General features: G+C 66.0%; 27 protein-coding genes. 11 read left to right on the forward strand and 16 right to left on the reverse strand.

Translation table 11 applies throughout. The features are described from left to right. The first annotated feature begins 132 nt into the window (after positions 1–132). The 10 genes from FBX97_RS00115 (at position 133) to typA (ending at position 14,075) form a co-directional block, all read left to right on the forward strand. Complete coding sequence (locus FBX97_RS00115; RefSeq protein ID WP_141828241.1) at positions 133–1,173, forward strand: glucokinase; 1,041 nt, start codon at positions 133–135, stop codon at positions 1,171–1,173. 485 nt (positions 1,174–1,658) lie between these two features. Further along, complete coding sequence (gene scpB / locus FBX97_RS00120) at positions 1,659–2,315, forward strand: SMC-Scp complex subunit ScpB (RefSeq protein ID WP_141828242.1); 657 nt, start codon at positions 1,659–1,661, stop codon at positions 2,313–2,315. A 63-nt stretch (positions 2,316–2,378) separates the two neighbouring features. Continuing rightward, entirely contained in the window at positions 2,379–4,460 is a 2,082-nt protein-coding gene (rluB, locus tag FBX97_RS00125) for a 23S rRNA pseudouridine(2605) synthase RluB (protein WP_141830727.1), read from the forward strand. A gap of 296 nt (positions 4,461–4,756) precedes the next feature. Then, positions 4,757–5,245: a ribosome maturation factor RimP gene (gene rimP, locus FBX97_RS00130; RefSeq protein WP_141828243.1), complete on the forward strand. Its 489-nt coding sequence runs from the start codon at positions 4,757–4,759 to the stop codon at positions 5,243–5,245. After that, the gene (gene nusA / locus FBX97_RS00135; protein ID WP_141828244.1) at positions 5,242–6,807 is read left to right on the forward strand and encodes a transcription termination factor NusA; all 1,566 of its coding nucleotides are present in this window, start codon (positions 5,242–5,244) and stop codon (positions 6,805–6,807) included. Before rimP ends, nusA begins: the two co-directional genes overlap by 4 nt. A 95-nt stretch (positions 6,808–6,902) precedes the next feature. Next, complete coding sequence (infB, locus tag FBX97_RS00140; protein ID WP_141828245.1) at positions 6,903–9,809, forward strand: translation initiation factor IF-2; 2,907 nt, start codon at positions 6,903–6,905, stop codon at positions 9,807–9,809. 149 nt (positions 9,810–9,958) lie between these two features. Further along, positions 9,959–10,396 carry a 30S ribosome-binding factor RbfA gene (gene rbfA / locus FBX97_RS00145; RefSeq protein WP_141828246.1) on the forward strand — a complete coding sequence of 146 codons (438 nt, stop codon included), beginning with the start codon at positions 9,959–9,961 and terminating at the stop codon, positions 10,394–10,396. After that, entirely contained in the window at positions 10,393–11,316 is a 924-nt protein-coding gene (gene truB, locus FBX97_RS00150; protein ID WP_141828247.1) for a tRNA pseudouridine(55) synthase TruB, read from the forward strand. Before rbfA ends, truB begins: the two co-directional genes overlap by 4 nt. Positions 11,317–11,418: 102 nt before the next feature. Beyond that, complete coding sequence (locus FBX97_RS00155) at positions 11,419–11,976, forward strand: hypothetical protein (RefSeq protein ID WP_141828248.1); 558 nt, start codon at positions 11,419–11,421, stop codon at positions 11,974–11,976. Between the two features lie 263 nt (positions 11,977–12,239). Next, positions 12,240–14,075 carry a translational GTPase TypA gene (gene typA / locus FBX97_RS00160; protein ID WP_141828249.1) on the forward strand — a complete coding sequence of 612 codons (1,836 nt, stop codon included), beginning with the start codon at positions 12,240–12,242 and terminating at the stop codon, positions 14,073–14,075. Between the two features lie 175 nt (positions 14,076–14,250). Here the strand turns inward: typA and FBX97_RS00165 are convergent, their stop codons facing one another. From FBX97_RS00165 to flgB, 12 genes are all read right to left on the reverse strand, one after another. Next, complete coding sequence (locus tag FBX97_RS00165) at positions 14,251–15,324, reverse strand: hypothetical protein (RefSeq protein ID WP_141828250.1); 1,074 nt, start codon at positions 15,322–15,324, stop codon at positions 14,251–14,253. Further along, positions 15,324–16,235 (reverse strand): flagellar hook-associated protein FlgL, encoded by a 912-nt coding sequence (gene flgL, locus FBX97_RS00170; RefSeq protein ID WP_141828251.1) that lies wholly within the window; start codon positions 16,233–16,235, stop codon positions 15,324–15,326. Before flgL ends, FBX97_RS00165 begins: the two co-directional genes overlap by 1 nt. 17 nt (positions 16,236–16,252) lie before the next feature. After that, a complete protein-coding gene (gene flgK / locus FBX97_RS00175; RefSeq protein ID WP_141828252.1) occupies positions 16,253–17,623 on the reverse strand; it encodes a flagellar hook-associated protein FlgK in 1,371 nt (456 codons plus the stop codon). Positions 17,624–17,668: 45 nt separating this feature from the next. Further along, the gene (locus FBX97_RS00180; RefSeq protein ID WP_141828253.1) at positions 17,669–18,025 is read right to left on the reverse strand and encodes a rod-binding protein; all 357 of its coding nucleotides are present in this window, start codon (positions 18,023–18,025) and stop codon (positions 17,669–17,671) included. Next, entirely contained in the window at positions 18,025–19,119 is a 1,095-nt protein-coding gene (locus FBX97_RS00185; RefSeq protein ID WP_370457193.1) for a flagellar basal body P-ring protein FlgI, read from the reverse strand. The genes FBX97_RS00180 and FBX97_RS00185 overlap by 1 nt, the downstream gene beginning before the upstream one ends. A 97-nt stretch (positions 19,120–19,216) precedes the next feature. Beyond that, positions 19,217–19,882, reverse strand: coding sequence for a flagellar basal body L-ring protein FlgH (flgH, locus tag FBX97_RS00190; protein ID WP_141828255.1), 666 nt, complete (start codon positions 19,880–19,882; stop codon positions 19,217–19,219). 2 nt (positions 19,883–19,884) lie between these two features. Beyond that, on the reverse strand, positions 19,885–20,670 hold the full coding sequence (gene flgG, locus FBX97_RS00195; protein WP_185748407.1) for a flagellar basal-body rod protein FlgG: 786 nt from the start codon (positions 20,668–20,670) through the stop codon (positions 19,885–19,887). 12 nt (positions 20,671–20,682) lie between these two features. After that, positions 20,683–21,411, reverse strand: coding sequence for a flagellar basal body rod protein FlgF (locus FBX97_RS00200; RefSeq protein WP_141828256.1), 729 nt, complete (start codon positions 21,409–21,411; stop codon positions 20,683–20,685). Between the two features lie 29 nt (positions 21,412–21,440). Continuing rightward, the gene (locus tag FBX97_RS00205; protein ID WP_141828257.1) at positions 21,441–22,628 is read right to left on the reverse strand and encodes a flagellar hook protein FlgE; all 1,188 of its coding nucleotides are present in this window, start codon (positions 22,626–22,628) and stop codon (positions 21,441–21,443) included. Positions 22,629–22,672: 44 nt separating this feature from the next. Then, the gene (locus tag FBX97_RS00210; RefSeq protein WP_141828258.1) at positions 22,673–23,344 is read right to left on the reverse strand and encodes a flagellar hook capping FlgD N-terminal domain-containing protein; all 672 of its coding nucleotides are present in this window, start codon (positions 23,342–23,344) and stop codon (positions 22,673–22,675) included. Positions 23,345–23,349: 5 nt separating this feature from the next. Beyond that, positions 23,350–23,754 carry a flagellar basal body rod protein FlgC gene (gene flgC / locus FBX97_RS00215; RefSeq protein WP_141828259.1) on the reverse strand — a complete coding sequence of 135 codons (405 nt, stop codon included), beginning with the start codon at positions 23,752–23,754 and terminating at the stop codon, positions 23,350–23,352. Between the two features lie 25 nt (positions 23,755–23,779). Next, positions 23,780–24,139: a flagellar basal body rod protein FlgB gene (gene flgB, locus FBX97_RS00220; protein WP_141828260.1), complete on the reverse strand. Its 360-nt coding sequence runs from the start codon at positions 24,137–24,139 to the stop codon at positions 23,780–23,782. Between the two features lie 206 nt (positions 24,140–24,345). Between flgB and flgA the strand changes: the two genes are divergently transcribed. Next, the gene (gene flgA, locus FBX97_RS00225) at positions 24,346–24,918 is read left to right on the forward strand and encodes a flagellar basal body P-ring formation chaperone FlgA (RefSeq protein WP_255517229.1); all 573 of its coding nucleotides are present in this window, start codon (positions 24,346–24,348) and stop codon (positions 24,916–24,918) included. Between the two features lie 26 nt (positions 24,919–24,944). Here the strand turns inward: flgA and FBX97_RS00230 are convergent, their stop codons facing one another. From FBX97_RS00230 to flgM, 4 genes are read right to left on the reverse strand one after another with little or no spacing between them, the layout of a single operon-like run. Then, positions 24,945–25,562 carry a glycoside hydrolase family 73 protein gene (locus tag FBX97_RS00230; protein ID WP_141828262.1) on the reverse strand — a complete coding sequence of 206 codons (618 nt, stop codon included), beginning with the start codon at positions 25,560–25,562 and terminating at the stop codon, positions 24,945–24,947. Beyond that, entirely contained in the window at positions 25,563–25,688 is a 126-nt protein-coding gene (locus tag FBX97_RS29915) for a hypothetical protein (protein ID WP_255517230.1), read from the reverse strand. Further along, positions 25,675–26,103: a flagellar export chaperone FlgN gene (gene flgN / locus FBX97_RS00235; RefSeq protein ID WP_141828263.1), complete on the reverse strand. Its 429-nt coding sequence runs from the start codon at positions 26,101–26,103 to the stop codon at positions 25,675–25,677. Before flgN ends, FBX97_RS29915 begins: the two co-directional genes overlap by 14 nt. 3 nt (positions 26,104–26,106) lie before the next feature. Beyond that, entirely contained in the window at positions 26,107–26,382 is a 276-nt protein-coding gene (gene flgM, locus FBX97_RS00240) for a flagellar biosynthesis anti-sigma factor FlgM (RefSeq protein WP_141828264.1), read from the reverse strand. Between the last annotated feature and the right edge of the window lie 14 nt (positions 26,383–26,396).

Raw genomic sequence — 26,396 nt, forward strand, 5'->3', positions numbered from 1 at the left:
TACTCATTCAAGCACTTGTTTTTGAATAAGGTCAGCCAAGAAAATGATTTTGATGTAGCCAAACTACAGATAAGACTTGCGCTGCCGTCAATAAATCCTTTAAGCTTGGGCATTCGTTTTTCTCCTGCCGCCATGACTGCTTCGCCCGCCTCCGCCGTGTTCCAGACCTCGACCGCTCCCACCCACGACAGCCCGCGCCTGCTGGCCGACATCGGCGGCACCAATGCGCGCTTCGCGCTCGAACTCGGCCCCGGCAGGATCGAGCTGATAGACGTGCTCGGCTGTGTCAAGCATGCGACGCTGGCCGATGCCGTGCGCGCCTACCTGGCATCCGATGCGCTGGTTGCGGCCGGCATCGGCAAGATCCGCCATGCCGCGATCGCCATCGCCAACCCGGTGGTCGGCGACATGGTGCGCATGACCAATCACCACTGGGAATTCTCGATCGAAGCGCTGCGCCGCGAACTCGGACTCGACACTTTTGTCGTCGTCAACGACTTCTCGGCGCTGGCAATGGCGCTGCCGCACCTCGGCGATGGCGACCGCCAGCAGGTCGGCGGCGGCACGCCGCGTGCCGCGACGCCGATCGGCCTGGTCGGCGCCGGCACCGGCCTCGGCGTGTCGGGCCTGATCCAGGACAAGCAGGGCGGCTGGACTGCGCTGTGCAGCGAAGGCGGCCACGTCACCTTTGCCCCGACCAACGAGACCGAAGTCGCGATCCTGCAGTTTGCCTGGCGCGAATTCGAGCACGTGTCGGCCGAGCGCCTGCTGTCCGGCGCCGGCGTCGAGCTGATCTACCGCGCGCTGTGCCATCACCGCGGCCAGGCGGCGGAAGCGCTGGACGCGCCCGAGATTTCGCGGCGCGGCCTGGCCGGCGAATGCGCGCTGTGCGAAGAAGTGCTGGAAACCTTCTGCGGCATGCTGGGTACGGTGGCCGGCAACCTGGCCGTTACCCTCGGCGCCCAGGGCGGCGTGTACATCGGCGGCGGCATCGTGCCGCGCCTGGGCGAGCGCTTCGGCCTGTCGTGCTTCCGCAAGCGCTTCGAGCAGAAGGGCCGCTTCGCCGACTACCTGGCCCAGGTGCCGACCTATGTCATCACGGCCGAATACCCGGCGTTCCTGGGCGTTTCCGCGATCCTGGCCGACAAGCTGGCCACGCCCGGCGCCGCCTGACGGCCGTTCGCCGCGGCCACCGCGCGGCGCCTTGCCGGGTTTGTCGCCGTGCCGGCCGTGTGGCGCTTGTCGGGTCGCCGCCGCGCCGGCTGCGCGGCGCTTGTCCACTCTGGGGTTTTATCGGGTACAATGAATCGCTAGTTGGAAGAAACGATGTCGTTCGCTTGCCCAGCGCGCGCCCGAAGCCCCGCCTTCGCATCGTGCCGGCAGCCCGTTTCGCTTGAAAATCAACAGCTTGCAGCCCACTACGGTGGGCCGGCGCATGGCTGGGCGGCAGCCCGCCAAGGAATTCCGCCCGGCGCGCATCAGGATCGTAATCCAGGATCCGGTTGGCCGGGCTACGGAACCCCGTTTCAATCCTGCAGTCTCTCCAGCCATACGGGCTGGGTCCGCGCAGGTGCCGTCACCACGGCGCCGCTCAGGTTGAACCGGGTTGTTTGATATTTTCTTCGCATTCCTTTGCAAGATCCGCTGACGACATCGTTATGAACACTGATGAGGCCAAGAGGGTGCTCGAGACCGCCTTGTTGTGCGCGCGCGAGCCGCTGACCATCCACGGCATGAAGAAATTGTTTGCCGATACGGATGCGGCCGGGCGCCCCGTCGGCAGCGGCGTCGGGTCGGATACGATCAAGATCCTGCTCGAGGAACTGCGCCAGGATTGGCAGGGGCGCGGCATCGAGATCGTCAGCCTGGCGTCGGGCTGGCGCTTCCAGAGCCGGCCCGAAATGAAGACTTACCTGGACCGGATCGCGCCGGAAAAGCCGCCGAAGTATTCGCGGGCGACGCTGGAAACCCTGGCCATCATCGCCTATCGCCAGCCGGTGACGCGCGGCGACATCGAGGAAATCCGCGGCGTCGCGGTGAACTCGCAGACGATCAAGATGCTGGAAGACCGCGGCTGGATCGACGTGCTCGGCCACCGCGAAGTGGCGGGGCGGCCGGCCCTGCTGGGGACGACGAAGCAGTTTCTCGACGACCTCGGCCTGGCATCGCTGTCGCAGCTGCCGCCGCTGCAGCAGGTGGGCGATGCCGGCGCCGGGCGCAGCCTGGAAGCGCTGGAAGCGGCCCTGCAACAATTTGATGACACTTCACCCGTTGAAGTCCCGATTCCCGACCCTGCGCCAGCATCTGCAGCCTGATTTATACATCTGACTGTCAACGCCTGATTGTCGCGCCCGGTCAGTAAAACCAAGAAACGAATGATGAATCCAACCGACAAAACCGAGACGATCCCTGCCGAGGCAGGCGTAGAGACGGCCGCCAAACCGAAGCGCCGCACCAAGGCGCAGGTCGCCGCCGAACAGGCTGCCGCGCAGCCTGCCGCGCAGTCCGCAGATGCGGCGCAGGAAGCCCCTGCCAAGCCGAAGCGCACCCGCAAGCCCGCCGCCGCCAAGGAAGCCGATGCCGCTCCAGCCGTGAGCGCAGCGGCGCCCGCCGCCGCGGAAGCCGCACCGGCCGCCACCCCGGCACGCAAGCCGCGCGCCAGGAAGGCTGCAGCCGCACCGGCAGCGCCGGTGCCGGAGGCCGCGCCGGCGGCACCGGTGGCTACCCCGGCACCCGCCGCAGCCCCGGCTGCCGCACCGGCCGCGACCGTCGAACAGGCGGACACCGGCACCCAGGCTGCGCCACGCCAGGACGCAGGCCAGCGCAAGCCGCGCGGCCCGCGCCAGATGCGCGAGCAGCGCCAGGTGCGCGAAGCGCGCCAGGCCCGTCCCGCCGATGAGGCCGCGGACGCAGTGGCAATCCAGCCGGACCAGGCCCAGGCGCCCGCAGCCGGCCAGGATGGCGCCGACAGCGGCCGCACCGAAGCCCGCCGCGACGCGCGCGGCGCCCGCCAGCAGGACGGCCAGAAAAAGGGCCAGAAAAAAGGCCAGCAGCGCAACCAGCAGGGCCAGGGCCAGGGTCAGCAAGCCCAGCCGGGCCAGCCGGCCCAGCAAGGCCAGAATCCGCAGGGCAAGCAGGCCAAGGGCCGCAATGCCAAGGGCGGCAAGGACAACAAGGGCGGCAAGGGCAACGATGCCGACGCCGTGTTCTCCTTCGTCACCTCGGATGCCTTCGACGCCAACGAGGGTGGCCGCGGCCAGGGGCAAGCGTCCAAGGTGCGCCGCGACCTGACCGCCGACGACGATGCGCCGAAGCTGCACAAGGTGCTGGCCGAAGCCGGCCTCGGTTCGCGCCGCGACATGGAAGAGCTGATCGTTGCCGGCCGGGTGTCGGTGAACGGCGAGCCGGCCCACATCGGCCAGCGCATCCTGCCGACCGACGCCGTGCGCATCAACGGCAAGCTGCTGCAGCGCCGCGTCAACAACAACAAGCCGCCGCGCGTGCTGGTGTACCACAAGCCGGCCGGCGAAATCGTCAGCGCGGACGATCCGGAAGGCCGTCCGTCGGTGTTCGACCGCCTGCCGACCATGAAGACCGGCAAGTGGCTGGCCGTCGGCCGCCTCGACTTCAATACCGAAGGCCTGCTGCTGTTCACCAATTCCGGTGACCTGGCCAACCGCCTGATGCACCCGCGCTACAACATCGACCGCGAATACGCCGTGCGTACGCTGGGCGAGCTGGAAGAGGGCATGCGCCAGAAGCTGCTGGCCGGCGTCGAGCTGGAAGACGGCCTGGCCAGCTTCACCAAGATCGCCGACGGCGGTGGCGAAGGCGTCAACCGCTGGTACCGCGTGGTGATCGGCGAAGGCCGCAACCGCGAGGTGCGCCGCATGTTCGAGGCGGTCAACCTGACCGTCTCGCGCCTGATCCGTACCCGCTACGGCGCGATGACCCTGCCGTCCGGCCTGAAGCGCGGCCGCTGGGAAGAGCTGGAAGAAAACGACGTCCGCAACTTCATGACCGCCTTCGGCATCGAGAAGAAGGGCGGCGCCGGCGACGGTGCCGGCAAGGGCAAGGCGCAGGGCGGCAAGGGCCGCGGCGCCGATGCCGGCGAGCGCAACAACGACCGCAGCAACGGCAACCGCATCGACCGTGCCGACGCCAACCGCAATGCCGACCCGTTCGGCCCGCCGGTGGCGCGTGTCGGGTCGACCCGCAACCAGGGCGGCCAGGGCGGCGGTTTCGTCCAGGGCCGCAGCAGCCGTCCGGGCAATGGCGGGGGTTATGGTGGCGGCCAGGGCCGCGGCGGCAACGGTGGCGGCAATGGCGGCGGCAAGGGTCCACGCCAGCCGGATCCGCTGCAGACCACCTTCGGCTTTGCCGGTGCCGGGCAGAACCGCCGGCCGCAGGGTCCGCGCGTCAGCGACAGCGGCATGCCGCGCCGCGGCCGCCGCGGTTAAGTTTCGCGATTTCGCGGCGCGCAGGCCTTGAAAAACGCCTGAATTCCACCAAATTCAGAGCATTGCCTGCGCTCCGCTCGCCAAAAGAGTAAACTGTTGCATAGCTGTTCATTTTGGCGGCCCGCGATTGCGGCCAACCCTGTATCGGGTTATAATTCGCAACCTAATCAAAGCATTTCGCAGTAATTTCGGCGAATGCGGGTCTGGTTGGGAATAAAGATGGGCAGTTGCCCATTTTTTTTTTGTTGAATCGTTTTAAGGTCCGGCGCCCTGCCGGCGATCTGGAGAGAAGACCTGTGCAGTTGTTTGATTTGATTGCCAAGACAATCGGTGGACTCGGTTACGACCTGGTCGACATCGAGCGTGCCGAACGGGGCATCCTGCGCGTGTTCATCGATTTCCCGGCGGCGGTGGCGGACGAAAAGGGACTGATCACGGTCGAGGATTGCGCCACGGTCAGCCATCAGCTGTCGCACGTGTTCACCGTCGAAAACGTGGATTACGAGCGCCTGGAGGTGTCGTCGCCCGGACTGGACCGTCCGGTGCGCACTCTGGCCGACTTCGAGCGCTTTGCCGGCAGCGAATGCACCGTCAAGCTGCGCGTGGCAATGCCCGGCAGCGCCAACCGCAAGACCTACACGGGCATCCTGCATGCCCCGCAGGGCGACAAGGTCGGTCTCGAATTTGAAAGCAAGGATGGTCCGGCGTTGTTGGAATTTACGCTGGCAGAATTAGACAAGGCCCGTTTGGTGCCAAAGGTGGATTTTAGGAGTCGCAAAGCATGAGTCGCGAAATTTTGTTACTGGTTGATGCGCTTGCGCGCGAAAAGAATGTCGATAAAGAGGTCGTCTTCGGCGCCCTCGAGTTCGCGCTGGCGCAAGCCACGAAAAAGCGCTACGAAGGCGATGTCGACATCCGCGTGAGCATCGACCGCGACAGCGGCGAATTCGAAACCTTCCAGCGCTGGCACGTCGTGCCGGACGAGGCCGGCCTGCAGCTGCCGGACCAGGAAATCCTGCATTTCGAAGCGAAAGAACAGATTCCGGACATCGAAGTCGGCGAATACATCGAAGAGCCGATCGAGTCGGTCGAGTTCGGCCGCCGTTTTGCCCAGGACACCAAGCAGGTCGTGCTGCAGCGCGTGCGCGATGCCGAGCGCGAGCAGATCCTGCAGGACTTCCTGGAGCGCGGCGACGCACTGGTCACCGGCACCATCAAGCGCATGGAGCGCGGCGATGCGATCGTCGAATCGGGCAAGATCGAGGCGCGCCTGCCGCGCGACCAGATGATCCCGAAGGAAAACCTGCGTATCGGCGACCGCGTGCGCGCCTTCATCCTGCGTGTCGACCGCAACATGCGCGGCCCGCAGGTGATCCTGTCGCGTACCGCGCCGGAATTCATCATGAAGCTGTTCGAGCTGGAAGTTCCGGAAATCGAGCAGGGCCTTCTGCAGATCAAGTCGGCTGCCCGTGATGCCGGCGTGCGCGCCAAGATCGCGGTGTTTACCGCCGACAAGCGCATCGATCCGATCGGTACCTGCGTCGGCATGCGCGGTTCGCGCGTGCAGGCCGTGACCGGCGAGCTGGGCGGCGAGCGCGTGGACATCGTGCTGTGGTCGGAAGATCCGGCGCAGTTCGTGATCGGCGCGCTGGCCCCGGCCAACGTGTCGTCGATCATGGTCGACGAGGAAAAGCACGCGATGGACGTCGTCGTCGACGAGGAAAACCTGGCGATCGCGATCGGCCGTTCGGGCCAGAACGTGCGCCTGGCGTCCGACCTGACCGGCTGGAAGATCAACATCATGACGGCCGAGGAATCGGCCAACAAGGCGGAGCAGGAAACGGCGGCCGTGCGGTCGCTGTTCATGGAAAAGCTGGATGTGGACCAGGAAGTGGCCGATATCCTGGTCGAAGAGGGCTTCTCGAGTCTTGAAGAAATCGCTTACGTTCCCATCTCTGAAATGCTGGAGATCGAATCGTTCGACGAAGACACCGTCAACGAGCTGCGCACCCGTGCACGCGACGCGCTGGTGACCGAGGCGATCGCTTCCGAAGAGGGCCTCGAGGGTATGGAAGAGGCGCTGGTCAACCTGGAAGGGATGGACCGCACCACCGCCGGCAAGCTTGGCCTGGCCGGCATCAAGACCCTGGAACAATTCGCTGGCCTGGCCTACGACGAGTTCAGCGCCATCCTGGCGTTGCCGACCGAACGTGCCCGCGATCTGATCACGAATGAATTTAATGATGTGACCGACGATGAGATGAAATTGGTCGACGCCAAGTACGACGACCGCGCCAAGGCGCTGCAGGCGAAAGCCTGGAGCCAGGTGGAAACCGCCAAGGCATAAAGAAAAGCAAAGACCGCGGCGCCGCCTCGGTCTTTGCGCTTTCTTAATCAACAAAATTTCTTTATCATCTCGCGACACATAGAAAAGAGGACTGAATGGCGAGTAACAACGTAGCCCAATTTGCCACCGAACTGAAGATGCCTGCAGACCTGCTGCTGACGCAGCTGCGTTCTGCTGGCGTCGAGAAAAGTTCGACGTCAGATCCCTTGTCCAAGGATGATAAGGATAAGCTGCTGAACCACCTGCGCCGTACCCACGGCGCCGCCGACGGTGGTGAAAAGAAAAAGATCACGGTGACCCGCAAGGAAACCTCCGAGATCAAGCAGGCTGACGCGAGCGGCAAATCGCGCACGATCCAGGTCGAGGTGCGCAAGAAGCGCACCTTCGTCCAGCGTGACGATCTCGTCACGACCAAGCCGGCCGAGCCGGTGATCGACGCTGCCGAACAGGCACGCCGCGAGGAAGAAGCACGCAAGCAGGCCGAACTGCTGGCGCGCCAGGAGGCGGAGCTGCGCGAGAAGCAGGAACGCCTGGCCCGTCTCGAATCCGAAAAGGCCGCACAGGCCAAGGCGGCCGAAGAGCAGGCCAAGCGCGAAGCCGAAGAACGTGCCCAGCGCGAAGTCGAGCAGGCCGCTGCACGCGCTGCGCAAGCCGCGCAGGCCGCTTCGGCCAGCGCCAATGCCAATGCCAATGCCAATGCGAACGTGGCAAACGCTGCCGAGGAGGCCAAGCGCGCCGCTGCCGACGAAGCCAAGAAAGCCGCTGCCGAGGAAGCCAAGCGCAAGGCCGACGAAGCCGCCAAGGAAGCCGCCGAACGCGCTGCCGCCACCGAGCGCGCACGCAAGGCCGTGGCCGACGAAGTGGCCCAGATCAAGGCCATGATGGCGCAGCCGCGCCGCGTGATCAAGGCGCCGGAACCGGCACCTGCGGCTGTCAAGCCGAAGGCTGCCGAGCCGAGCACCCTGCACAAGCCTGCCGACAAGAAGCCGGCCGACGCTACCGCCAAGCCGGCGGAAGGCGGCGGCGCGCGTCCGAAACCGGGCGACAAGAAGTCGATCAAGTCGACGAATGTCGCTTCGACTTGGTCGGACGAGAAGAAGCGCGGCGCCCCGGGCGGCGGCATGAAGGGCCGCGGCGGCGCAGCCCCGACCGGCGGCCGTGACGGCTGGCGTGCGGGTGGCGGACGCGGCGGGCGCCGTGGTCACGACGACCGCGAATCGAACTTCCAGGCGCCGACCGAGGCGATCGTCAAGGACGTCCACGTCCCCGAGACGATCACCGTGGCCGAACTGGCACACAAGATGTCGGTGAAAGCGTCGGAAGTCATCAAGCAGCTGATGAAGCTGGGCCAGATGTGCACCATCAACCAGGTGCTGGACCAGGAAACCGCGATGATCGTGGTGGAAGAGATGGGCCACAAGGCCTTCGCTGCCGCCGAGGACGATCCGGAAGCGATCCTGGCCGACCAGGGCGAGCACGCCGAGTTCGAGTCGAAGCCGCGTGCACCGGTCGTGACCGTCATGGGTCACGTCGACCACGGCAAGACCTCGCTGCTGGACTACATCCGCCGTGCGAAGGTGGCAGCTGGCGAAGCCGGCGGCATTACCCAGCACATCGGTGCATACCACGTGGACACCCCGCGCGGCATGGTCACCTTCCTGGATACCCCGGGCCACGAGGCGTTCACCGCCATGCGTGCCCGCGGTGCCAAGGCGACCGACATCGTCATCCTGGTGGTGGCGGCCGACGACGGCGTGATGCCGCAGACCAAGGAAGCGATCGCCCACGCGAAAGCTGCCGGCGTGCCCCTGGTCGTGGCGATCAACAAGATCGACAAGCAGGGTGCGAACACCGACCGTGTGACCCAGGAACTGGTTGCCGAAGGCGTGGTGCCGGAAGAATACGGTGGCGAATCGCCGTTCGTCCCGGTGTCGGCGAAAACCGGCCAGGGCATCGACGACCTGCTGGAAAACGTGCTGCTGCAAGCCGAAGTGCTGGAACTCAAGGCACCGGTGGAAACGCCGGCACGTGGCCTGGTGGTCGAAGCCCGCCTGGACAAGGGCCGTGGTCCGGTGGCGACCATCCTGGTGCAGTCGGGTACGCTGCGCCGCGGCGACGTCGTGCTGGCCGGTTCCTCGTTCGGCCGTGTCCGTGCGATGCTGGACGAGAACGGCAAGTCGGTGACCGAAGCAGGTCCGTCGATCCCGGTCGAAATCCAGGGTCTGACCGAAGTGCCGAGCGCCGGCGAAGAAGCGATGGTGATGGGCGACGAGCGCAAGGCGCGCGAAATCGCACTGTTCCGTCAAGGTAAGTTCCGCGACGTCAAGCTGGCCAAGCAGCAGGCAGCGAAGCTGGAAAACATGTTCGACCAGATGGCCGAGGGCGAAGTCAAGAACCTGCCGCTCATCATCAAGACGGACGTGCAGGGTTCGCAGGAAGCACTGGTCGGTTCGCTGCAGAAGCTGTCGACCTCGGAAGTGCGCGTACAGGTCGTCCATGCGGCGGTCGGCGGCATCACCGAGTCGGACGTCAACCTGGCGACCGCGTCGAAGGCAGTCATCATCGGCTTCAATGCCCGTGCCGACGCCCAGGCGCGCAAGCTGGCGGAATCGAACGGCGTCGACATCCGTTACTACAGCATCATTTACGATGCGATCGACGAGATCAAGACGGCACTGTCGGGCATGCTGGCACCGGAGAAGCGCGAGCACATCACCGGCCAGGTCGAAATCCGCCAGGTCATCCTGGTGTCGAAGGTCGGCGCGATCGCGGGCTGCCTGGTTACCGATGGCGTGGTCAAGCGTACCTCGTCGGTCCGCCTGCTGCGCAACAACATCGTGGTCTGGACCGGCGAGATCGATTCGCTCAAGCGCTTCAAGGACGACGCCAAGGAAGTCCGTGCGGGCCTGGAGTGCGGCCTGTCGCTGAAGGGCAACAACGAGATCGAAGTCGGCGACGTGCTGGAAGTCTTCGAAGTCCAGGAAGTGGCGCGTACGCTGTAATTACCGCGCATTTCGGATAGTAGTAATAGGAGTACCATGGGGCCAGTCATCCCGCGCTACGGCGCCGGACGACTGGCCCCAAATTTTTATGCGTTGGCCATTCCACATCCGGCGCTAACGACAAAACAAGAATACACAGTAGTAAACATATGGCAAAACATAGCAAAAGCATCCCCTCGCGCGGCCTGCGCGTCGCCGACCAGATCCAGAAGGACCTGTCGGAACTGATCGCCTTCGAACTGAAGGACCCGCGCGTCGGCATGGTCACCATCAGCGAAGTCAAGCTGACTCCGGACTACGCCCACGCCAAGGTATATTTCACCCTGCTCAAGGACAGCCCGGAAGAGGTCAAGCAGACCCTCGAAGGCCTGAGCAAGGCGTCCGGCTACCTGCGCAACCTGCTCGGCAAGCGCCTGCACATCCACACGCTGCCGCAGCTGCACTTCGTGCACGACACCTCGACCAGCCGTGGCCTGGCGATGTCGGCCCTGATCGACCAGGCCAATGCCACCCGCGCCGCCGACGATCCCGAGACCACGGGCAAAGCCGACGAAGAGTCGGCCGGTGACGGCCTCGATTCCAAGTGAACGCACGGCCCCCGAAGAAGCCCCGCGACCTGGTCGACGGGGTACTGCTCCTCGACAAGCCGGTCGGCCTGTCCTCGAACGACGCCCTGATCAAGGCCAAGCGCGTGGTCAACGCCAAGAAGGCCGGCCATACCGGCACCCTCGATCCCTTCGCCACCGGCCTGCTGCCGCTGTGCTTCGGCGAGGCGACCAAGTTCTCGCAAGACCTGCTAGAAGCCGACAAGACCTACCTGGCGACGGTCCACCTGGGCATCACCACGACCACCGGCGATACCGAAGGCGAGGCGATCGAGACGAAGCCGGTCGATGTCAGTGTCGAACGGATCGAAGCTGCACTGGCCCGTTTCCGCGGCCCGATCCTGCAGGTGCCGCCGATGTACTCGGCGCTCAAGCGCGACGGCAAGGCCTATTACGAATACGCACGCGAAGGCATCGTGCTCGAACGCGAAGCGCGTCCGGTCACCATCCATGCACTGGAACTGGTGCGCTACGAGGCGCCGATGCTGGTCATCCGTGTCACCTGCAGCAAGGGCACCTACGTGCGCGTGCTGGGCGAAGACATCGGCGCGGCACTGGGCTGCGGCGCCCACCTGAACGCGCTGCGCCGGATCCAGGTCGGCGCGCTCACGGTGGACGGCATGGTGACGCTGGAACAGCTGCAGGCGCACCCCGAGCCGCTGTCGCTGCTGGCGCCGGTCGACACGCTGCTGTCGACCTTCCCGCGCGTCGAGCTCACGGACGAGCTGGCCAAGCGCTTCCTGAATGGCCAGCGCCTGGCGCTCGGCAAGGAGCCGGCGGTCAGCGTGCCCGCGCAGGAGGGCAGGGTACGCGTGTACCGCGACGGCAGGCTGCTCGGCACCGCGCTGCTCGGCGAGTATGCGATCCTGGCGCCGGAACGTTTGATCGCTTTCCAGGGCTGAGTCTTTCACGCAACAACGGGTACCGGAATGCTTGCCCATCCAGCATGGTTGGGGGATATTGAACGCCGATCACGTGTCGTGTGTAACCAGGCAGGAATCTCCATGCAAGCCATCCACCCCGCCCCCGGCGCCCGCGCGCGCCAGGCCAGCCGTGCCATCGGCGCGCTGTTCTTTTCCGTGTTCGGCGCAGTCCTGCTGGAAGTGTGGAACCGGCGCACGGGCGCCGGTGCCGGTCTGTTCAGCGCGATCGCCGTGGTGGGACTGGCGCTGGCTGCCAGTGCCTGGCTGACCTACCGCCAGCATGCGCCGGCGCTGGCGGAAGAGGCCGGTACGCCGGCAAAGAAGCGGGCCGACCGCATCTTCCACATCGTGAATGCGGGGCAGTGGATCGTGATCCTGGTGCTCGGCAACGTGCTGGCCCACTTCGGCTACGGCGCCTGGGTGGTGCCGATGGGGATCATCGTGATCGGCCTGCACTTCGTGCCGCTGGCCCATGTGTTCCGCAATCCGCCGCATTACGTCACGGCCGCTGCCCTGGTCGGCTTTGCCATCCTGTACCCGCGCCATGCCGCCGGTGGACCGGCCGACCCGGTCGGTTTCCTCGGCACCGGCCTGATCCTCTGGATGAACGCGCTGTGGGCGCTGCGCCGTCAGACATGAAACTGTTTGCGGGCTCTTGAAAGGCGGGCGATGCACGCCACATACGCCGTCACAAGCAGGTCACATCTCTGCGCCAAGCTGGCGCAAATCCCGCGGGCGAGCGCCCGGCAGGCAGCAAATCTTTGAAAATACAGGACTTTCGCGGCCGCCAGGGAGCAGTAACCGTGCAGCAACTGCCGCAAGCCTGCTATAATAGTCGGTTCTGGAAATCGGAAAGCTCGACTCATCCGCCCATCACGCAACATTCACTGTTGAAAACGCATATGTCAGACACCAAACGCGCGATTCGTAATATCGCAATCATCGCCCACGTTGACCACGGCAAGACCACCCTGGTGGACCAGCTGCTGCGCCAATCCGGCACTTTCCGTGAAAACCAGGCGGTCGACACCCGCGTGATGGACTCGAACGATCTCGAAAAAGAACGTGGCATCACGATTCTGTCGAAGAACTGCGCAGTCGAGTACGAAGGCACCCACATCAACATCGTCGACACCCCCGGCCACGCCGACTTCGGTGGCGAGGTCGAGCGCGTGCTGTCGATGGTCGACTCGGTGCTGCTGCTGGTCGATGCCCAGGAAGGCCCGATGCCGCAGACCCGTTTCGTGACCCGCAAGGCGCTGGCCCTGGGCCTGAAGCCGATCGTGGTCGTCAACAAGGTCGACCGTCCGGGCGCGCGCGCCGACTGGGCCATCAACCAGACCTTCGAACTGTTCGACAAGCTGGGCGCCAACGACGAGCAGCTCGACTTCCCGATCGTCTACGCCTCGGGCCTGAACGGCTATGCCGGCCTGACCGAAGACGTGCGCAGCGGCGACATGAAGCCGCTGTTCGACGCCATCCTGAAATACGTGCCGGTGCGCGACGACAATCCGGACGGCCCGCTGCAGATGCAGATCACCTCGCTGGACTACTCGTCCTACGTCGGCAAGATCGGCATTGGCCGCGTCAACCGCGGCCGCGTCAAGACCGGCCAGGACGTCGTCGTCCTGAACGGTCCGGATTCGACCCCGATCAAGGGCCGCATCAACCAGGTGCTGAACTTCAAGGGCCTGGAGCGCGTGCTGGTCGATGAAGCCGTCGCCGGCGACATCTGCCTGATCAACGGTATCGAAGAAATCGGCATCGGCTCGACCGTGTGCGCACCGGATACCCCGGAAGCGCTGCCGATGCTGACCGTCGACGAGCCGACCCTGACCATGAACTTCATGGTCAACAACTCGCCGCTGGCCGGCCGCGAAGGCAAGTTCGTGACCAGCCGCCAGCTGCGCGAGCGTCTCGAGCGCGAACTGAAGGCCAACGTCGCACTGCGCGTGCTGCCGACCGAAGACGACACCACCTTCGAAGTCTCGGGCCGCGGCGAGCTGCACCTGACGATCCTGCTGGAAAACATGCGCCGCGAAGGCTTCGAGCTGGCCGTGTCGCGTCCGCGCGTGGTCTACAAGATGGTCGACGGCGTGCGTCACGAGCCGTTCGAGAACCTGACGGTCGACGTCGAAGAAGTCAACCAGGGCGGCGTGATGGAAGAACTGGGCCGCCGCCGTGGCGACCTGCAGAACATGGAATCGGACGGCAAGGGCCGCGTTCGTCTGGAATACCTGATCCCGGCACGTGGCCTGATCGGCTTCCAGGGCGAATTCATGACCCTGACCCGCGGTACCGGCCTGATGAGTCACGTGTTCCACGAATACGCACCGGTCGACAACAGCAAGGGTGAACTGGCCGGCCGCCGCAACGGCGTGCTGATCTCGCAGGATGACGGCGCCGCCGTCGCCTACGCGATCTGGAAGCTGCAGGACCGCGGCCGCATGTTCGTCGAGCACAACACCCCGGTGTACGAGGGCATGATCATCGGTATCCACTCGCGCGACAACGACCTGGTCGTCAACCCGATCAAGGGCAAGCAGCTGACCAACGTGCGTTCGTCGGGTACCGACGAAGCCGTGCGCCTGGTGCCGCCGATCCAGATGTCGCTGGAATACGCCGTCGAGTTCATCGAGGACGACGAGCTGGTCGAGATCACGCCGAAGTCGATCCGCCTGCGCAAGCGTCACCTGAAAGAGCACGAGCGCAAGAAGGCCAGCCGCGAAAACGCGTAATCGCGCTTTCTGGTTGCAAAAAAACCCGCTGCCTGCAGCGGGTTTTTTTATGGTCGTGGCGTTTTTATGGTTGTAGCGTTCCAGGTCGTGGGGATGGAGGCAAGCAACCGGCGCGGGAAGTACAGGTGTGAAAAAAGCCGCCCTCGGGCGGCTTTTTCACGTCGCGGCGCGCCGATCAGCGCAAGCCCAGCAGGGCCAGCACGCGCTCGCGGCTGACGCCCACCAGCGCCGAGCTCAGCGCCAGCAGCGAATCGTAGTTGGTATTCGCCGCGGCGCTGGCGAAGTCGTCGGCCGCCAGGTCGACTTCCGGCGGCGGCGTGGTCGCGGTGACGACCTGCGAGCTGGCGGCGGAGAGCGCGCTGCTGGCGGCGTCCTGCGAACGGCGCACGCGCTCCAGGGCCTGCACGACCTCGCGCAGGCTCTGGCGCAGCGCGTCCGCATTGCCGGCGTTGCCGCCGTTCGTGCTGCTGTTGCTGCCGATCGTCCACTGCTGCGGCGCCAGCGACGGCGCGATTTCCTCGGTGGCGACGCGGCCGCGGCCGCTGACGGCGATGCTGTCCCTGACCGCCGGCCAGTTGGTTTCCGGGGTCGAGAACACCAGGCCGCCGTTGCTCAGGCCGGCCCGCACGCCCAGCGGCGCGATGGCGCGGTCGATCGCGCGCGCGGTTTCCTCGCTCGACTGGTCGGTGCCGATGGTGACCGCCAGCTGCGGGCCGCCGATGCCGCCGACCGAGAACGCCACCGTCTGCGGCGCGTTCTGCTGCAGGGTATCGATGTCCAGGCCGCGGATGCGGAAGCGCTGCTGGGCCGGCTGGCCGTCGAAGTTCAGGTTGGCGTCGACGCCGCCGCCGGCGCTGCTCTTGCGCGCCGCCAGCGTGTTGGTCAGCTGGCGCACCGCGCCGTCGAGCTGCTGGCGCTGGACGCTGCGCTGCTGGCTGCGCTGGCCGTTGCCGGCACCGGACAGCCTGGCGCTGATCTCGCCTTTCAGGTTTTCCAGCTGGCCGGCGACCTGCTCGAGGTAGTCGACCGCCTGCTGGGCGCGCGCGACCGAGTTCTGCAGCGCACTGCCGATGGCGGCGGCGCTGCCGTTGCTGCGCAGCGGGGCCGGCGCGGCGACGGCCGTGCCGGCGGCGTCCTTGTCGAGGTCGACGACGTCGAGGCTGCGTGCCGGCGCCAGGCGCGCCGGTGTGGAGGTGCCGGCGACGAGGGTGCCGCCGGTGGAGGAACGGAGTGCTGTGTCGATTGCCATCAGAGCGCCGAGAACAGGGAAAGAGTGCCGATCTTGCTGTAGGCTTTATAGGTGGCCTGCAGCGCCGTGGAATAACCGTTCAGTTCGATTGCGGCGGCGCCGACGTCGAGCTGGCCGATGTCGTTGATCGCCATCTGGTTCGACAAACTGACGTTCTGGTGATTGGCGTCGATGGTCGACAGGATGTTCTGCTGGCCGCCCAGTACGGCGACCTTGCCGGACAGCAGGTCCATCGCATCGTCGAAGCCGTCCAGGTTGGCCGACAGGGTTGCCTTGACCGTGGCGTCGCTCGCATCGCGGCCGGAGTTCGACAGGGTATCGATGGTCTGGTCGAGCTGGTTGAGCAGCTTTTCCAGGCCCTTCACGTTCTGGTTCGCGGTCTGGGTGATGCCGTTGCCGACGACCACGGTCTGGGCATTGGTGTTGCCGGCGTAGCTGTAGCGCGCACCCAGCGGCTGGGTGGCGTCGTAGGCGATCGGCGCGCTGCCCGTCACGGTGCCGGAAAACACGTGGCGGCCTTCCTGGTCGATCGTGTTGGCGGTGTACAGGATACTGTCGCGCAGCGAGGTCAGCGAGGTGACCATCGACTTCAGGTCGTCCGGCGTGTTGCTGCCGTCCGAAGCCCAGACCAGCAGGTCGCGCCCCGACTGCATGTCGTTGACCATGTTCTGCAGGTAGCCCTCGGTCTTCGACATGCGCTGCTGGACCGCGGCGATGTTGTCGCGGTACTGCTTGACGGCGGCTTCCTCGCGCTTCAGGCGCGACATGCGCACGCTGTCGACCGGATCGTCCGACGGCAGCTGGATGCGGTTGCCGTTCGCCATCTGCTGGGTGACGTAGGTGATGCGCTCCTGGTTCTTCTGGAGCGACTGGTTCATCATCGATTGGTATTGGCTGGTCGCGATTCGCATGCTCTTGTTCCTTAACCTTAACCCATCATGGCCAGGGTGGCGTCGAACAGGGCATTCGCCACCGACATCACCTTCATGTTGGCCTGGTACATATTCTGGTATTCGACCAGGTTCACGGCTTCTTCGTCCTGGTTGACGCCGCTCGTCGCCTGCCAGTCGGCATCGGCCTGGTCGCGCATCGACTGGGCGGTGTTCAGCGCGGTCTTGTTCTGCTGGCTTTGCACGGCCAGCTTGCCGACCAGCTGGGTGTCGGCGTCGCTGATCAGGACCGTGCCGAGGCCGGTCACCGTGATCGTCTGGTTCTTGATGTCGACCAGCTTCTGCAGGTTGCCAGTGTCGCCCGCGGTGCGGTCGCCCGAGAACGCCAGGTCGGCGGTCTGGAAGCCGTCGGCTACCTGCAGCATGTTCGAGGTATTGCCCGGCGTGTAGACGAACATCGGCTTGCCCTGGGTGCCGTCCATCGCGTAGCCGGCGGCGAGCTGGGTGTTGATCTTGTCGGCGACCTGCTTGGCGATGTCGGCCACGCCCTGCTGCAGCGGCTTCAGGGTGTCCGTGACATAGGTCGACAGGCCGCCGAGCTGGCCGCCGGCCTTGGTCGGGTCGAGCGCGAACGAGGTGCCGGCGAATTCGAGGCTGAAGGTCTGTTCGAGGCCGCCGCCCACGCTCAGCGTGCCGGCGACGCCGCCCAGCACCAGCGACTGGCCCGACTTCAGCGAGACGTTGCGGGTGCCGTCCGGCTGGTCGCTGACTTCCAGCGCCAGCTGGCCGGCCAGGCTGTCGATCGCCTGGTCGCGCGTGTCGATCAGGCTAGAAGCGTTGGTGCCGCTGGCATTCGCGTTGGCGATCTGCGTGTTCAGCGAGGCGATCGTGGCGATCGCGCTGTTGGCCGAGTCGATCACGGCGCTGCGCTGCTGGCGCACCGATTGCATCTGGGCGTTGTAGACGTTGTTCAGGCTGTTGAAGCGCTGGGCCAGCAGCGTGCCGGTGGTGACCACCTGCTGGCGCAGCGGGGTCGAGGTCGGATCGACGCCGGCGACTGCGTTCAGGGCGGCGAAGAAGCTGTCGATCCCGCTCGACAGGTTGGATTCGTCGTCGGCCATGACCTGTTCCAGCTGGGTCATGTAGGGCTGGGTCTGGGAGCGCTCGCCGACTTCCGAGTTGCTGCGCCACAGCTGCTGGGTTTTATAGTTGTCCGAAAAACGCATTAGCGAGCTCACACGCACGCCGTTGCCGGCCTGGTTGGCGCCGCCCGAAGGCGCCGCCGCCGTCAGCAGGGCGGACTGGCGCGTATAACCCTTGGTCTGCAGGTTGGCGATGTTCTGGCTGCTGGCGGACAGCGCCAGCTGCGATGCGAGCGCGCCGGACAGCGCGTTGTTCAGGATGCTCATGGGGTACGTCTCATATGGGCGGGATCAATACAGACAGGCGACCGTTCAGCCGGCTTTATTAAGTCCTTGCGGCAACAATTGCTTCAAAATGGCATCGGCGACGCCGAAGGCGCGCTGGTTGGCCAGGTTCCCGGCCAGCATGTTGTCGACCATGTCGGTCATGTCCTGGTTGACCTTGTTCTTGGCCGCGCTGTCTTCCGGGGCGATGGTGCGCTGGTTCTCGCGCATCTGGTGCAGCATGTGCGAGATGAAGAAGCTTTCGAATTCGACCGCGGCCTTGGTGGCCTTCGCCACGTAGGCCGGATCCGGTGCCTGGGCGGCGGCGGCGGCCGGGGCCACCGCATCGGCGGGGCCGGCCTGTTCCGGATGCAGCGGCTTGAGCGGGGTGAGGTTGTTCAGCATCAGATCACCACCAGTTCGCCTTCGATCGCGCCGGCCTGGTCGAGCGCCTGCAGGATCGCCATGATGTCGTCGGGCGAGGCGCCCAGGCTGTTGACCACGTCGATGATGGTCTGCAGGCGGGCACCGGCCGGCCAGTGGAACATCTGGCCCGAACCGCGGTCGACCGAGATCTTCGACTGCGGCGTGACCGCGGTCTGGCCGTTCGACAGCGGGCCCGGCTGGCTGACCGCCGAGCTTTCCGAGATCACGACCTTGAGCGCGCCGTGGGTGACGGCGGCCGATTTCACGCGCAGGCCGTCCGAGATCACCACGGTGCCGGTGCGCGAGTTGAACACCACCTTGGGCGTCTCGGCGCCGGCTTCCACCATCATGTTTTCCAGCTTGGCGACGAAGGCCACGCGCTCGGTCGGGTTGGCTGGGGCGACCACTTCGACGCTGGTGCCGTCGGCGGTGGTGGCGACGTCGCCGAAGCGGCGGTTGATCGCGTTCACGACGTTGGTCGCGGTGTCGAAATTCGGGTGGCGCAGGCGCAGCATGACTTGCGGGCGGGTCGAGAAGTCGGTCGGAATCTCGCGCTCGATCTGGGCGCCGTTCGGGATGCGGCCGCCGGTCGGCGTGTTCACCGTCACCGAGGAGCCGCTCTTGCCCGAAGCCGACAGGCCGCCGACCACCACGTTGCCCTGGGCCAGCGCATAGACTTCGTTGTCGGCCGCGCGCAGCTGGGTCAGCAGCAGGGTGCCGCCGCGCAGGCTCTTGGCGTCGCCCAGCGACGACACCGTGATGTCGATCGACTGGCCGCGGCGGTAGCCCGGCGGGAAGACGGCGGACACCATCACCGCCGCCACGTTCTTGTTCTTGGCATCCTCGCCCTGCGGCAGCTTGACGCCGAACTGCTTGAGCATGTTGACCACCGACTGGCTCGAGTACTTGACCTGGGTCGAGTCGCCGCTGCCGTTCAGGCCGACGACCAGGCCGTAGCCCACCAGCGGGTTTTCGCGGACGCCCTCGACGCTGACCAGGTTACGCAGCGCCTGGGTGCGCGGCATGGCCGGCTCCACCTGGGCCGAGGTCTTCGGTATGGCCGGCGCCGCCATGGCCACGGACGCGGCGGACAGCGAGAGGCTGGCCAGTACGGCCAGGGAAACGATACGGATCAGTGAAGCGGGACGTGCGAATGGAGTCATGTCGTGCTCAGAACGGCATCAGGGGGCCGGCGAAGAAGCGGGTCAGCCAGCCGGGGGTATTGGCGTCGGCCAGCGAGCCTTGGCCGGAATAGGCGATGCGGGCATTCGCCACGCGCAGCGAGGAGACCTGGTTTTCCGAATCGATGTCGGCGGCGCGCAGGTAGCCCTTCACGCGCAGGAATTCCTCGCCCTGGTTCAGCTGCAGGCGCTTTTCGCCTGCCACGCGCAGCAGGCCGTTCGGCAGCACTTCCTGCACGATCACGGTGACCGCGCCGGACAGCGCGTTCTGCTGGGTGCTGGTGGCGTCGCCCTGGAAGCCGCGGTCGGCGCTGGCGTCGATCGAGGTACGGCCGAAGGTCTTGCCGAGCGCGCCGAGCGGGGCCACCGAGACCGACGAGCCCTTGCTGAAGCTGGTGCCGGCCTTCTTGCTGGCCTGGGTGGTTTCCTGCAGCAGGATCGTCACCACGTCGCCGATGCGGAAGGCGCGCGCGTCCGAGGTCAGCGACACGGTGTCGGCCGAGAACACGCCGCCGGACATGCCGGTGCGCGAGGCGCTGGCCTTGGGCAGGGCGAGGGCGTCGTCGACCGGGGCCGCGGTACGCAGCGGCACGTTGGAGGCGCAACCGGTGAGCAGCAGGATGGCCGCTGCTGCTGCGGCATTCAGACGGACCATGATCAGCGCGCCGCCTGCGACAGGTACTGCAGCATGTTGTCGGCAGCCGACAGCACCTTGGTGTTCATCTCGTAGGTGCGCTGGGCGGCGATCATGTCGACCATCTCTTCCACCACCTGCACGTTCGAGCCTTCCAGCGCGCCCTGCTTGAGGGTGCCGATGCCGGCGGTGCCGGGCTGGCCCTGGTTCGGGTTGCCGCTGGCGGCGGTTTCCTGGAACAGGTTCTCGCCCATTGCCTGCAGGCCGGCCGGGTTGACGAAGGTGGTCAGGGTCAGCTGGCCGAGTTCGGTCGGGGCAGTGCTGCCCGGGACCGCGGCGCTGACCATGCCGTTGGCGCCGATGGTGAGCGACAGCGCGTTGTTGGGCACGGTGATCTGCGGCACCAGGGGCAGGCCCTGGGCGTTGACCAGCACGCCGTTGGCGTCGACCTGCAGCTGGCCGGCGCGGGTGTAGGCGGCGGTGCCGTCCGGACGGCGCACCTCGAGGAAGCCGTTGCCCGAGATGGCGACGTCGAGCGGCTGGCTGGTGGTCTGGATGCTGCCGTTGGTGAAGATCTTCTGGGTGCCGACGACGTGCACGCCGTTACCCAGCTGGACGCCGTTGGACACGGTGTTGTCCGCGACCTGGGCGCCCGGCTGGGCGTCGATCTGGTAGAACAGGTCTTCGAACACGACGCGGTCGCGCTTGAAGCCGGCCGTGTTCACGTTGGCCAGGTTGTTGGCGATGGCTTGCAGCTTCGCATCCTGGGCTTGCACGCCGGTCTTGCTGATCAACATTGCGGGATTCATGGGATTTCCTTTTTAAGCGCCGATCAATTTGTTACCGGCTTCATTCATCTTGTCGCTCGCCTGGAACAGCTTCATCTGGATCTCGAAGCTGCGGTTCAGGCTCATGGTGGCGACCATTTCCTCGACTGCCGACACGTTGCTGCCTTCCAGCGCACGCGAGCGCAGTTTCACGTTGGGGTCGGTGGCCAGGGGAGCGCCGTCGCGGGCGACGATCAGGCCGGCCTCGTTCTTGGTCAGTTCCGTGCCTTCGGCGTTCACCAGGCGCAGCTTGTCGATCACCTGCATCTGGGTCGCGCCTTCGGTCAGCACCGAGATGGTGCCGTCGGTGCCGATCTCGACCGCGGTGTGCGGGGGCAGCGTGATCGGGCCGCCTTCGCCCATCAGCGGGTGGCCGTGCACCGACAGCGCGCCTTCGGCGCTCATCTCGATCTCGCCCGAGCGAGTGTAGGCTTCGCCGTCGCCGTACTGCACGGCGAGCCAGCCCTTGCCGCCGACCGCCACGTCGAGCGGGCGGCCGGTCTCGCGCACGCTGCCGGCGCGGGTCGAGAGGGTGTCGGCCTGCATGTTCGTCATGTGCACGTCGTCGTAGCCGTAGCCGCCGTTCGGCTTGGCGTGGCCGGCGACTTCCATGCTGGCGCGGAAGCCCGCGGTATCCAGGTTGGCCAGGTTGTTGGCGTGGACCTGCTGGGCGCGCATCAGGCGGTCGGCGCCGGAAGCAGCGGTGAAGATCAGTTTATCCATGTCGGCTCAGTGTTCGATCGGTGTCCGGATTACAGGGCCTGCATCAGGGCCTGCATCATCTGGCTTTCGGTGGTCAGGACCTTGGAGTTGGCCTGGTAGTTGCGCTGCGAGGTCATCAGGCCGACCAGTTCCGAGGTGATGTCGACGTTCGAGCCTTCCAGCGCGCCGGTATTGAGCTTGCCCGCCAGGCCCACGCCCGGCACGTTGTACAGGGCCGCGCCCGAGCCGGCGTTGGCGGTCCAGCTGGTGTCGCTGATCGCCTGCAGCGCGCCTTCGTTGGCGAAGTTGGCGATGGCCACGGTGCCGACCACCTGCGACTGGTCGTTGCTGTACTTGGCGACCAGCGAACCGTCGCCGGCCAGCTCGACGCCGACGAAGGCGCCCGAGGCATAGCCGTCGCTGCGGTTGGTGGTGGTGGTGGCGTCGCCGGCGAAGCGGGTGGTGCCGGTGTAGTCGATGGTGACGGTGCCGGCAGCGGCGCCGCCTTTGGCGTCGTAGTTGACCGTGCCGGAGCCACCGGTGAGCTCGCCCTTGTCGTTGAAGGTCAGCTCGGCCTTGGCCGAGTTCATGTCGGCCTTGGCGCCGTCCAGCGAGTAGTACGCGTTGACGGTGTTGGCACCGGTCTTGACGAAGTACTGCGACAACGTGTGCTGGCTACCCAGCGAGTCGTACACGATCGACTGCTTGACCATGTTGTAGCTGCCTGCCTTGGTCGAGTCGAAGGACGCGACCGGCATGTCGTCCCAGTCGGCCGACACGTTGCCGACGAAGGCGATGTTCTTGGTGGCGACGGCCGGGATCTGGCCGGTCGGCACCTGGATGTCGCCCATGGCGCCGAGGGTGCCGTTGGTGGCCGGACCGTAGCCCTGCACCTTCTTGCCGTTGCTGTCGATCAGGTAGCCCCCGGTGTCGGTCGAAAAGATGCCGACGCGGCTGTAGGTCATGCCGCCCTGCGGATCGCGGCTGACGAAGAAGCCGCGGCCGTCGATGGCGGCGTCGAGGCCGCGGCCGGTGGTGGTGCTGCTGCCGTTCTGGCTGATGTTCTGGGTGACCGAACCGATCTCGGTGCCGTTGGCCTTGCTGCCGGCCATCACGGTGGCGAAGTTGGCGCGGCTGGCCTTGAAGCCGTAGGTGGCGGCGTTGGCGATGTTGTGCGAAACGGTTTCCAGCTGCTCGTTGATGGCCTGGATGCCGGACAGTGCGATGTCGAAGCTCATGTCGATTCCTTGATATTTTGATGCGGTAGAGGAGGGAGGCCCGCTCAGGAGCCCGTCTTGCCGTTGAAACCCGTGACGGTCGAGGGATCGACCTCGCCAATGCCCGCCACTTGCAATACGACGCCGGCGCCGGTGACGCGCACGCTGTTCAGGCGTGCCGCCACTTCGACCTGCGGTGCGCTGCCGTCGGACGGCTGCGCCTGGATGGAATAAGTGCCCGGCGCCAGGCCGAGCGCGTCCGGATCGATCGTGAAGGCCTGCTCGCCCGAACCGTGGGCGGGCAGCGCCACCACATGCTGCTGGCCGTCGATGCCGGTCAGGACCAGGTTGGTGGCGCTGCTGGCGCCGAGCAGGTTGATGCTGCCGTTGATCCTGGCGCCGTCCAGCTTGACGTGGTCGGTGACCACGGTCACGTCGGAACCGACCTGGCCGCCCATCGCCAGGGTCTGCAGGCTCTGCAGGATGCTGGCGTTGGCGGTGGTCATGGTCGACAGGTTCTGCAGCGCCTCGGTCTGCGACAGCTGCGACAGCTGGTTGACGTAGGTGGTCGGATCCTGCGGCTCGAGCGGATCCTGGTTCTGGATCTGCGCGACCAGCAGCTTGGTGAACATGTCGCGGTTTTCCGAGGTGCTGGCCTGGGGCGCGACGGCGCCGCTGCCGGCCGTCGTGGTGTTGTTGCCCAACGGGTTGTTGGTGGTGGAAGTCGTGGTAACCATGTCGATCAGCCCTCGCCCAGTTTCAGCAGCGACTGCTGCATCGATTTGATCCGGCCCAGCACCTCGACGTTGGTCTCGAATGCGCGCGAGGCGGACATCATGTCGGCCATTTCGGCCACTTCGTTGACGTTGGCGTAATACACCATGCCGTCGGCATCCGCCTTCGGATTGTCCGGCTCGTGCACGCGGCGCAGCGGCTCGCTGCTTTGCACCACGTCGAGCACCTGCACGCCGCCGCCGGCCTGGCCTTCGACCATGGCGGCGAACACCGGCTTGCGCGCGCGATAGGCTTCGGCTTCCGAGCCGGCCACGGCGTTGGCGTTGGCCAGGTTGCTGGCGATCGTATTCAGGCGCACCGATTGCGCCGTCATCGCCGAACCGGCGATATTCGAGATGTCCTTGAAGCCCATGTTCAGTATCCTTTGTCGGCCCGGGTTACTGGCCGTTGATGGCCTTGGCCAGACCGCGCAGCTGCATGTTCACGAAGGTCAGGCTGGTCTGGAAATCGGAAGCGTTCTGCGAAAACGCCGCCTGCTCGACGCCGATCTCGACGGTATTGCCGTCGGCGCTCGGGTGGAAGGGCACGCGGTACAACGGGTCGCCTTCGCCCAGGCTCATCTCGCCATTCTCGGAATCGATACGGTCCTGCAGCATCGCGCCGAAGTCGATGTCGCGGGCGGTGAAGCCGGGCGTGCTTTCGTTGGCGATGTTCGCCGCCAGCACCTTGGTGCGCTCCGCACGTACCTGCAGCGCATCCGCGTGCACCCCGAGTGCATCCTTGAAATTAAACGTCATGGTCCGGAATCTCCGTTGTCCTGCAATGCAATGTGATTGGTTAAAATCGGATTTCTTTCTACTGCCGCTATTCTCTAATGATTGCTTTCTGTAAGGCAACCCTTGTCACGACGACACTTGTGCTGGTTTCGGGCCTCGCAATTGCCGCACAGCAACCTTTATCGATACAAATCGAACAAGCCGCCCGTGCCGAATTGGAAAGACAAATGGCGGCGTCCGGATTGACCGAACCGCAGGTCGAGGTGGCCGTCGTGACCACCCGCGCGGCGCCGCCATGCACCCAGAATGTCGCCATCGAAGCCCTGGATACCCGTTCTCCCCTGCGGATGCGCTTCCTGGCGCGTTGTAACGACACGCCCGGATGGAGGTACGAGTACGTGGTCCGCGCGCGCCTGACGGCCATGGTGGCGGTCGCTGCGGCCCCGGTTGCCGCCAACGAGGCATTGACCGATGCACAAGTCACGATCGAGCGCCGTGATATTTCCAACATTGCCGATCCGATCACGACACCTGAAGATGCTGTCGGACAAATGTCACGTCGCATGTTGCGCCCAGGAGACATTTTGCGTGGCGGCCAGCTCAGCAGTCCCGTGATGGTCAAGCGCGGCGACGCCGTGACCATGATCGCGCGCCGCGACGGCATCGAAGTCAGCACTGCCGGCGAGGCACTGGATGCCGGCGCGCGCGGCGCCATGGTGCGGGTAAAGAATGCCAACAGCGGCCAGGTGGTGCGCATGCGGGTGGCCGGTCCGGGGATGGTCGAACCGGTCGGCAACTAACTAATAGATAGGGAACGGGGCGTTGTTCAGCTGCCGACGCCCTGCAGCTTGCCGGCCAGGCGCGACAGCTTGGCCGCGTATGAGGGGTCGGTGGCGTAGCCGCCCTTGGCCAGGCCCGATGCGAACGCATGGGCATCGCTGCCGGTGCCGAGCGCACCGCGGAAACGCGGATTATCGATCAGCATCTGCGCATAGTCGCGGAAGGCGCTGGCCTGGTCCGGATAGGCGCGGAAGCGCGCACTGGTCTTGACCGCCGCGCCGCCCACGTATTCGGTGGTGCTGTTGTCGGCGACGTCGCCTTTCCAGCTGCTGCCGGCCTTGATGCCGAACAGGTTGTGGGTCGAGCTGCCGTCGGCATTCTTCAGCGGGCGGCGGCCCCAGCCCGATTCCAGCGCAGCATGCGCGGACACCAGTTCCGGCGCCACGCCCAGCTTGTCGGCCGCTTCGCGCGCCCACGGCGCGATACTCTCGAGGAAGGCCTGCTGGTCGGGCGAGGCGGTACTGTCGCCGTCGCCGACGATGGCATTGGCGGCGCCGGCTTCGCTGGCGCGCGCGGCCCACACACGGCCTTCCGCGCTCAGGCTGGCGCTGCTGGTCCAGTCGCCGCCGCCGTTCTGGATGAAGTCGGCGACTTCGCCCTGCACCTAGCCGAACACGCCGCCGAAGTTGGCCCCCCCGTTACCGCCGCCGTTGCCGATGGCAGCGGTAGGGCGGGTCGCGGCGGTCGGCGCCAGCGCCGGGATCGAGGTCGTGAATTCAGCGTGGCGCATAGGTCTGGTCCTCACCATGCATCAGGCGCTGCATCACCGAATGCTGTTCCGCCATCAGATTGGCGTTGCGGGTGGTGGCGCGCTTGCAGTCGCGCACCAGTTGCTCCAGCTGGTCCCAGGCGGCGCTGGCGCCGCCGCGCTGGGCGTCGGGCAGGCTGCTGAACAGCTGGTCCATGCCGGCCTGCTGGCCGAACAGGGCGCGCACCAGCTGCACGCGCTGCTGGCGGCGCTGTTCCATGGTGTCCAGCTGCGGCGTCAGTTCGCCGGCCAGCGTCGCCAGTTCGGCGCCGCGGTGGCGCAGCGCGGCCTGGAACTGGCGTTCCAGTACGTCGCGGATGGTCGTGCAGGCGCGGAGGTCGTCCTGGATGCCGTCCAGCAGGCGCGCCAGCGCCTGGTCGCGGGTCATGCGGCTCATGCGTTACCCCTGGCTGCCATGGAAGCGCTGGATCAGCCCGGCGAGGCGGCCGGCGTCGAACGGCAGCTGGCCCTTGGCCAGGGCGTCGCGCAGCTCGGCCACGCGGGCAGCGTCGAAGTCGGGCAGGGCGCGCAGCGCGCCCTGGGCCGGTTGCAGCACCGCCGATTCGAGCGGCGATGATGATTCGGTCGCCGGGGCCGCCACCGCCACCGAAGCGGATACGGCGCCGGCTTGCGGCGTGATGGAGATGGAAGGAGTCGAGACGCCTGTGATCTTCATGCGTTGTCCTCTGG

It is taken from the genome of Herbaspirillum sp. SJZ107 (assembly GCF_006715485.1).
Taxonomy (GTDB): Bacteria; Pseudomonadota; Gammaproteobacteria; order Burkholderiales; family Burkholderiaceae_D; genus Telluria.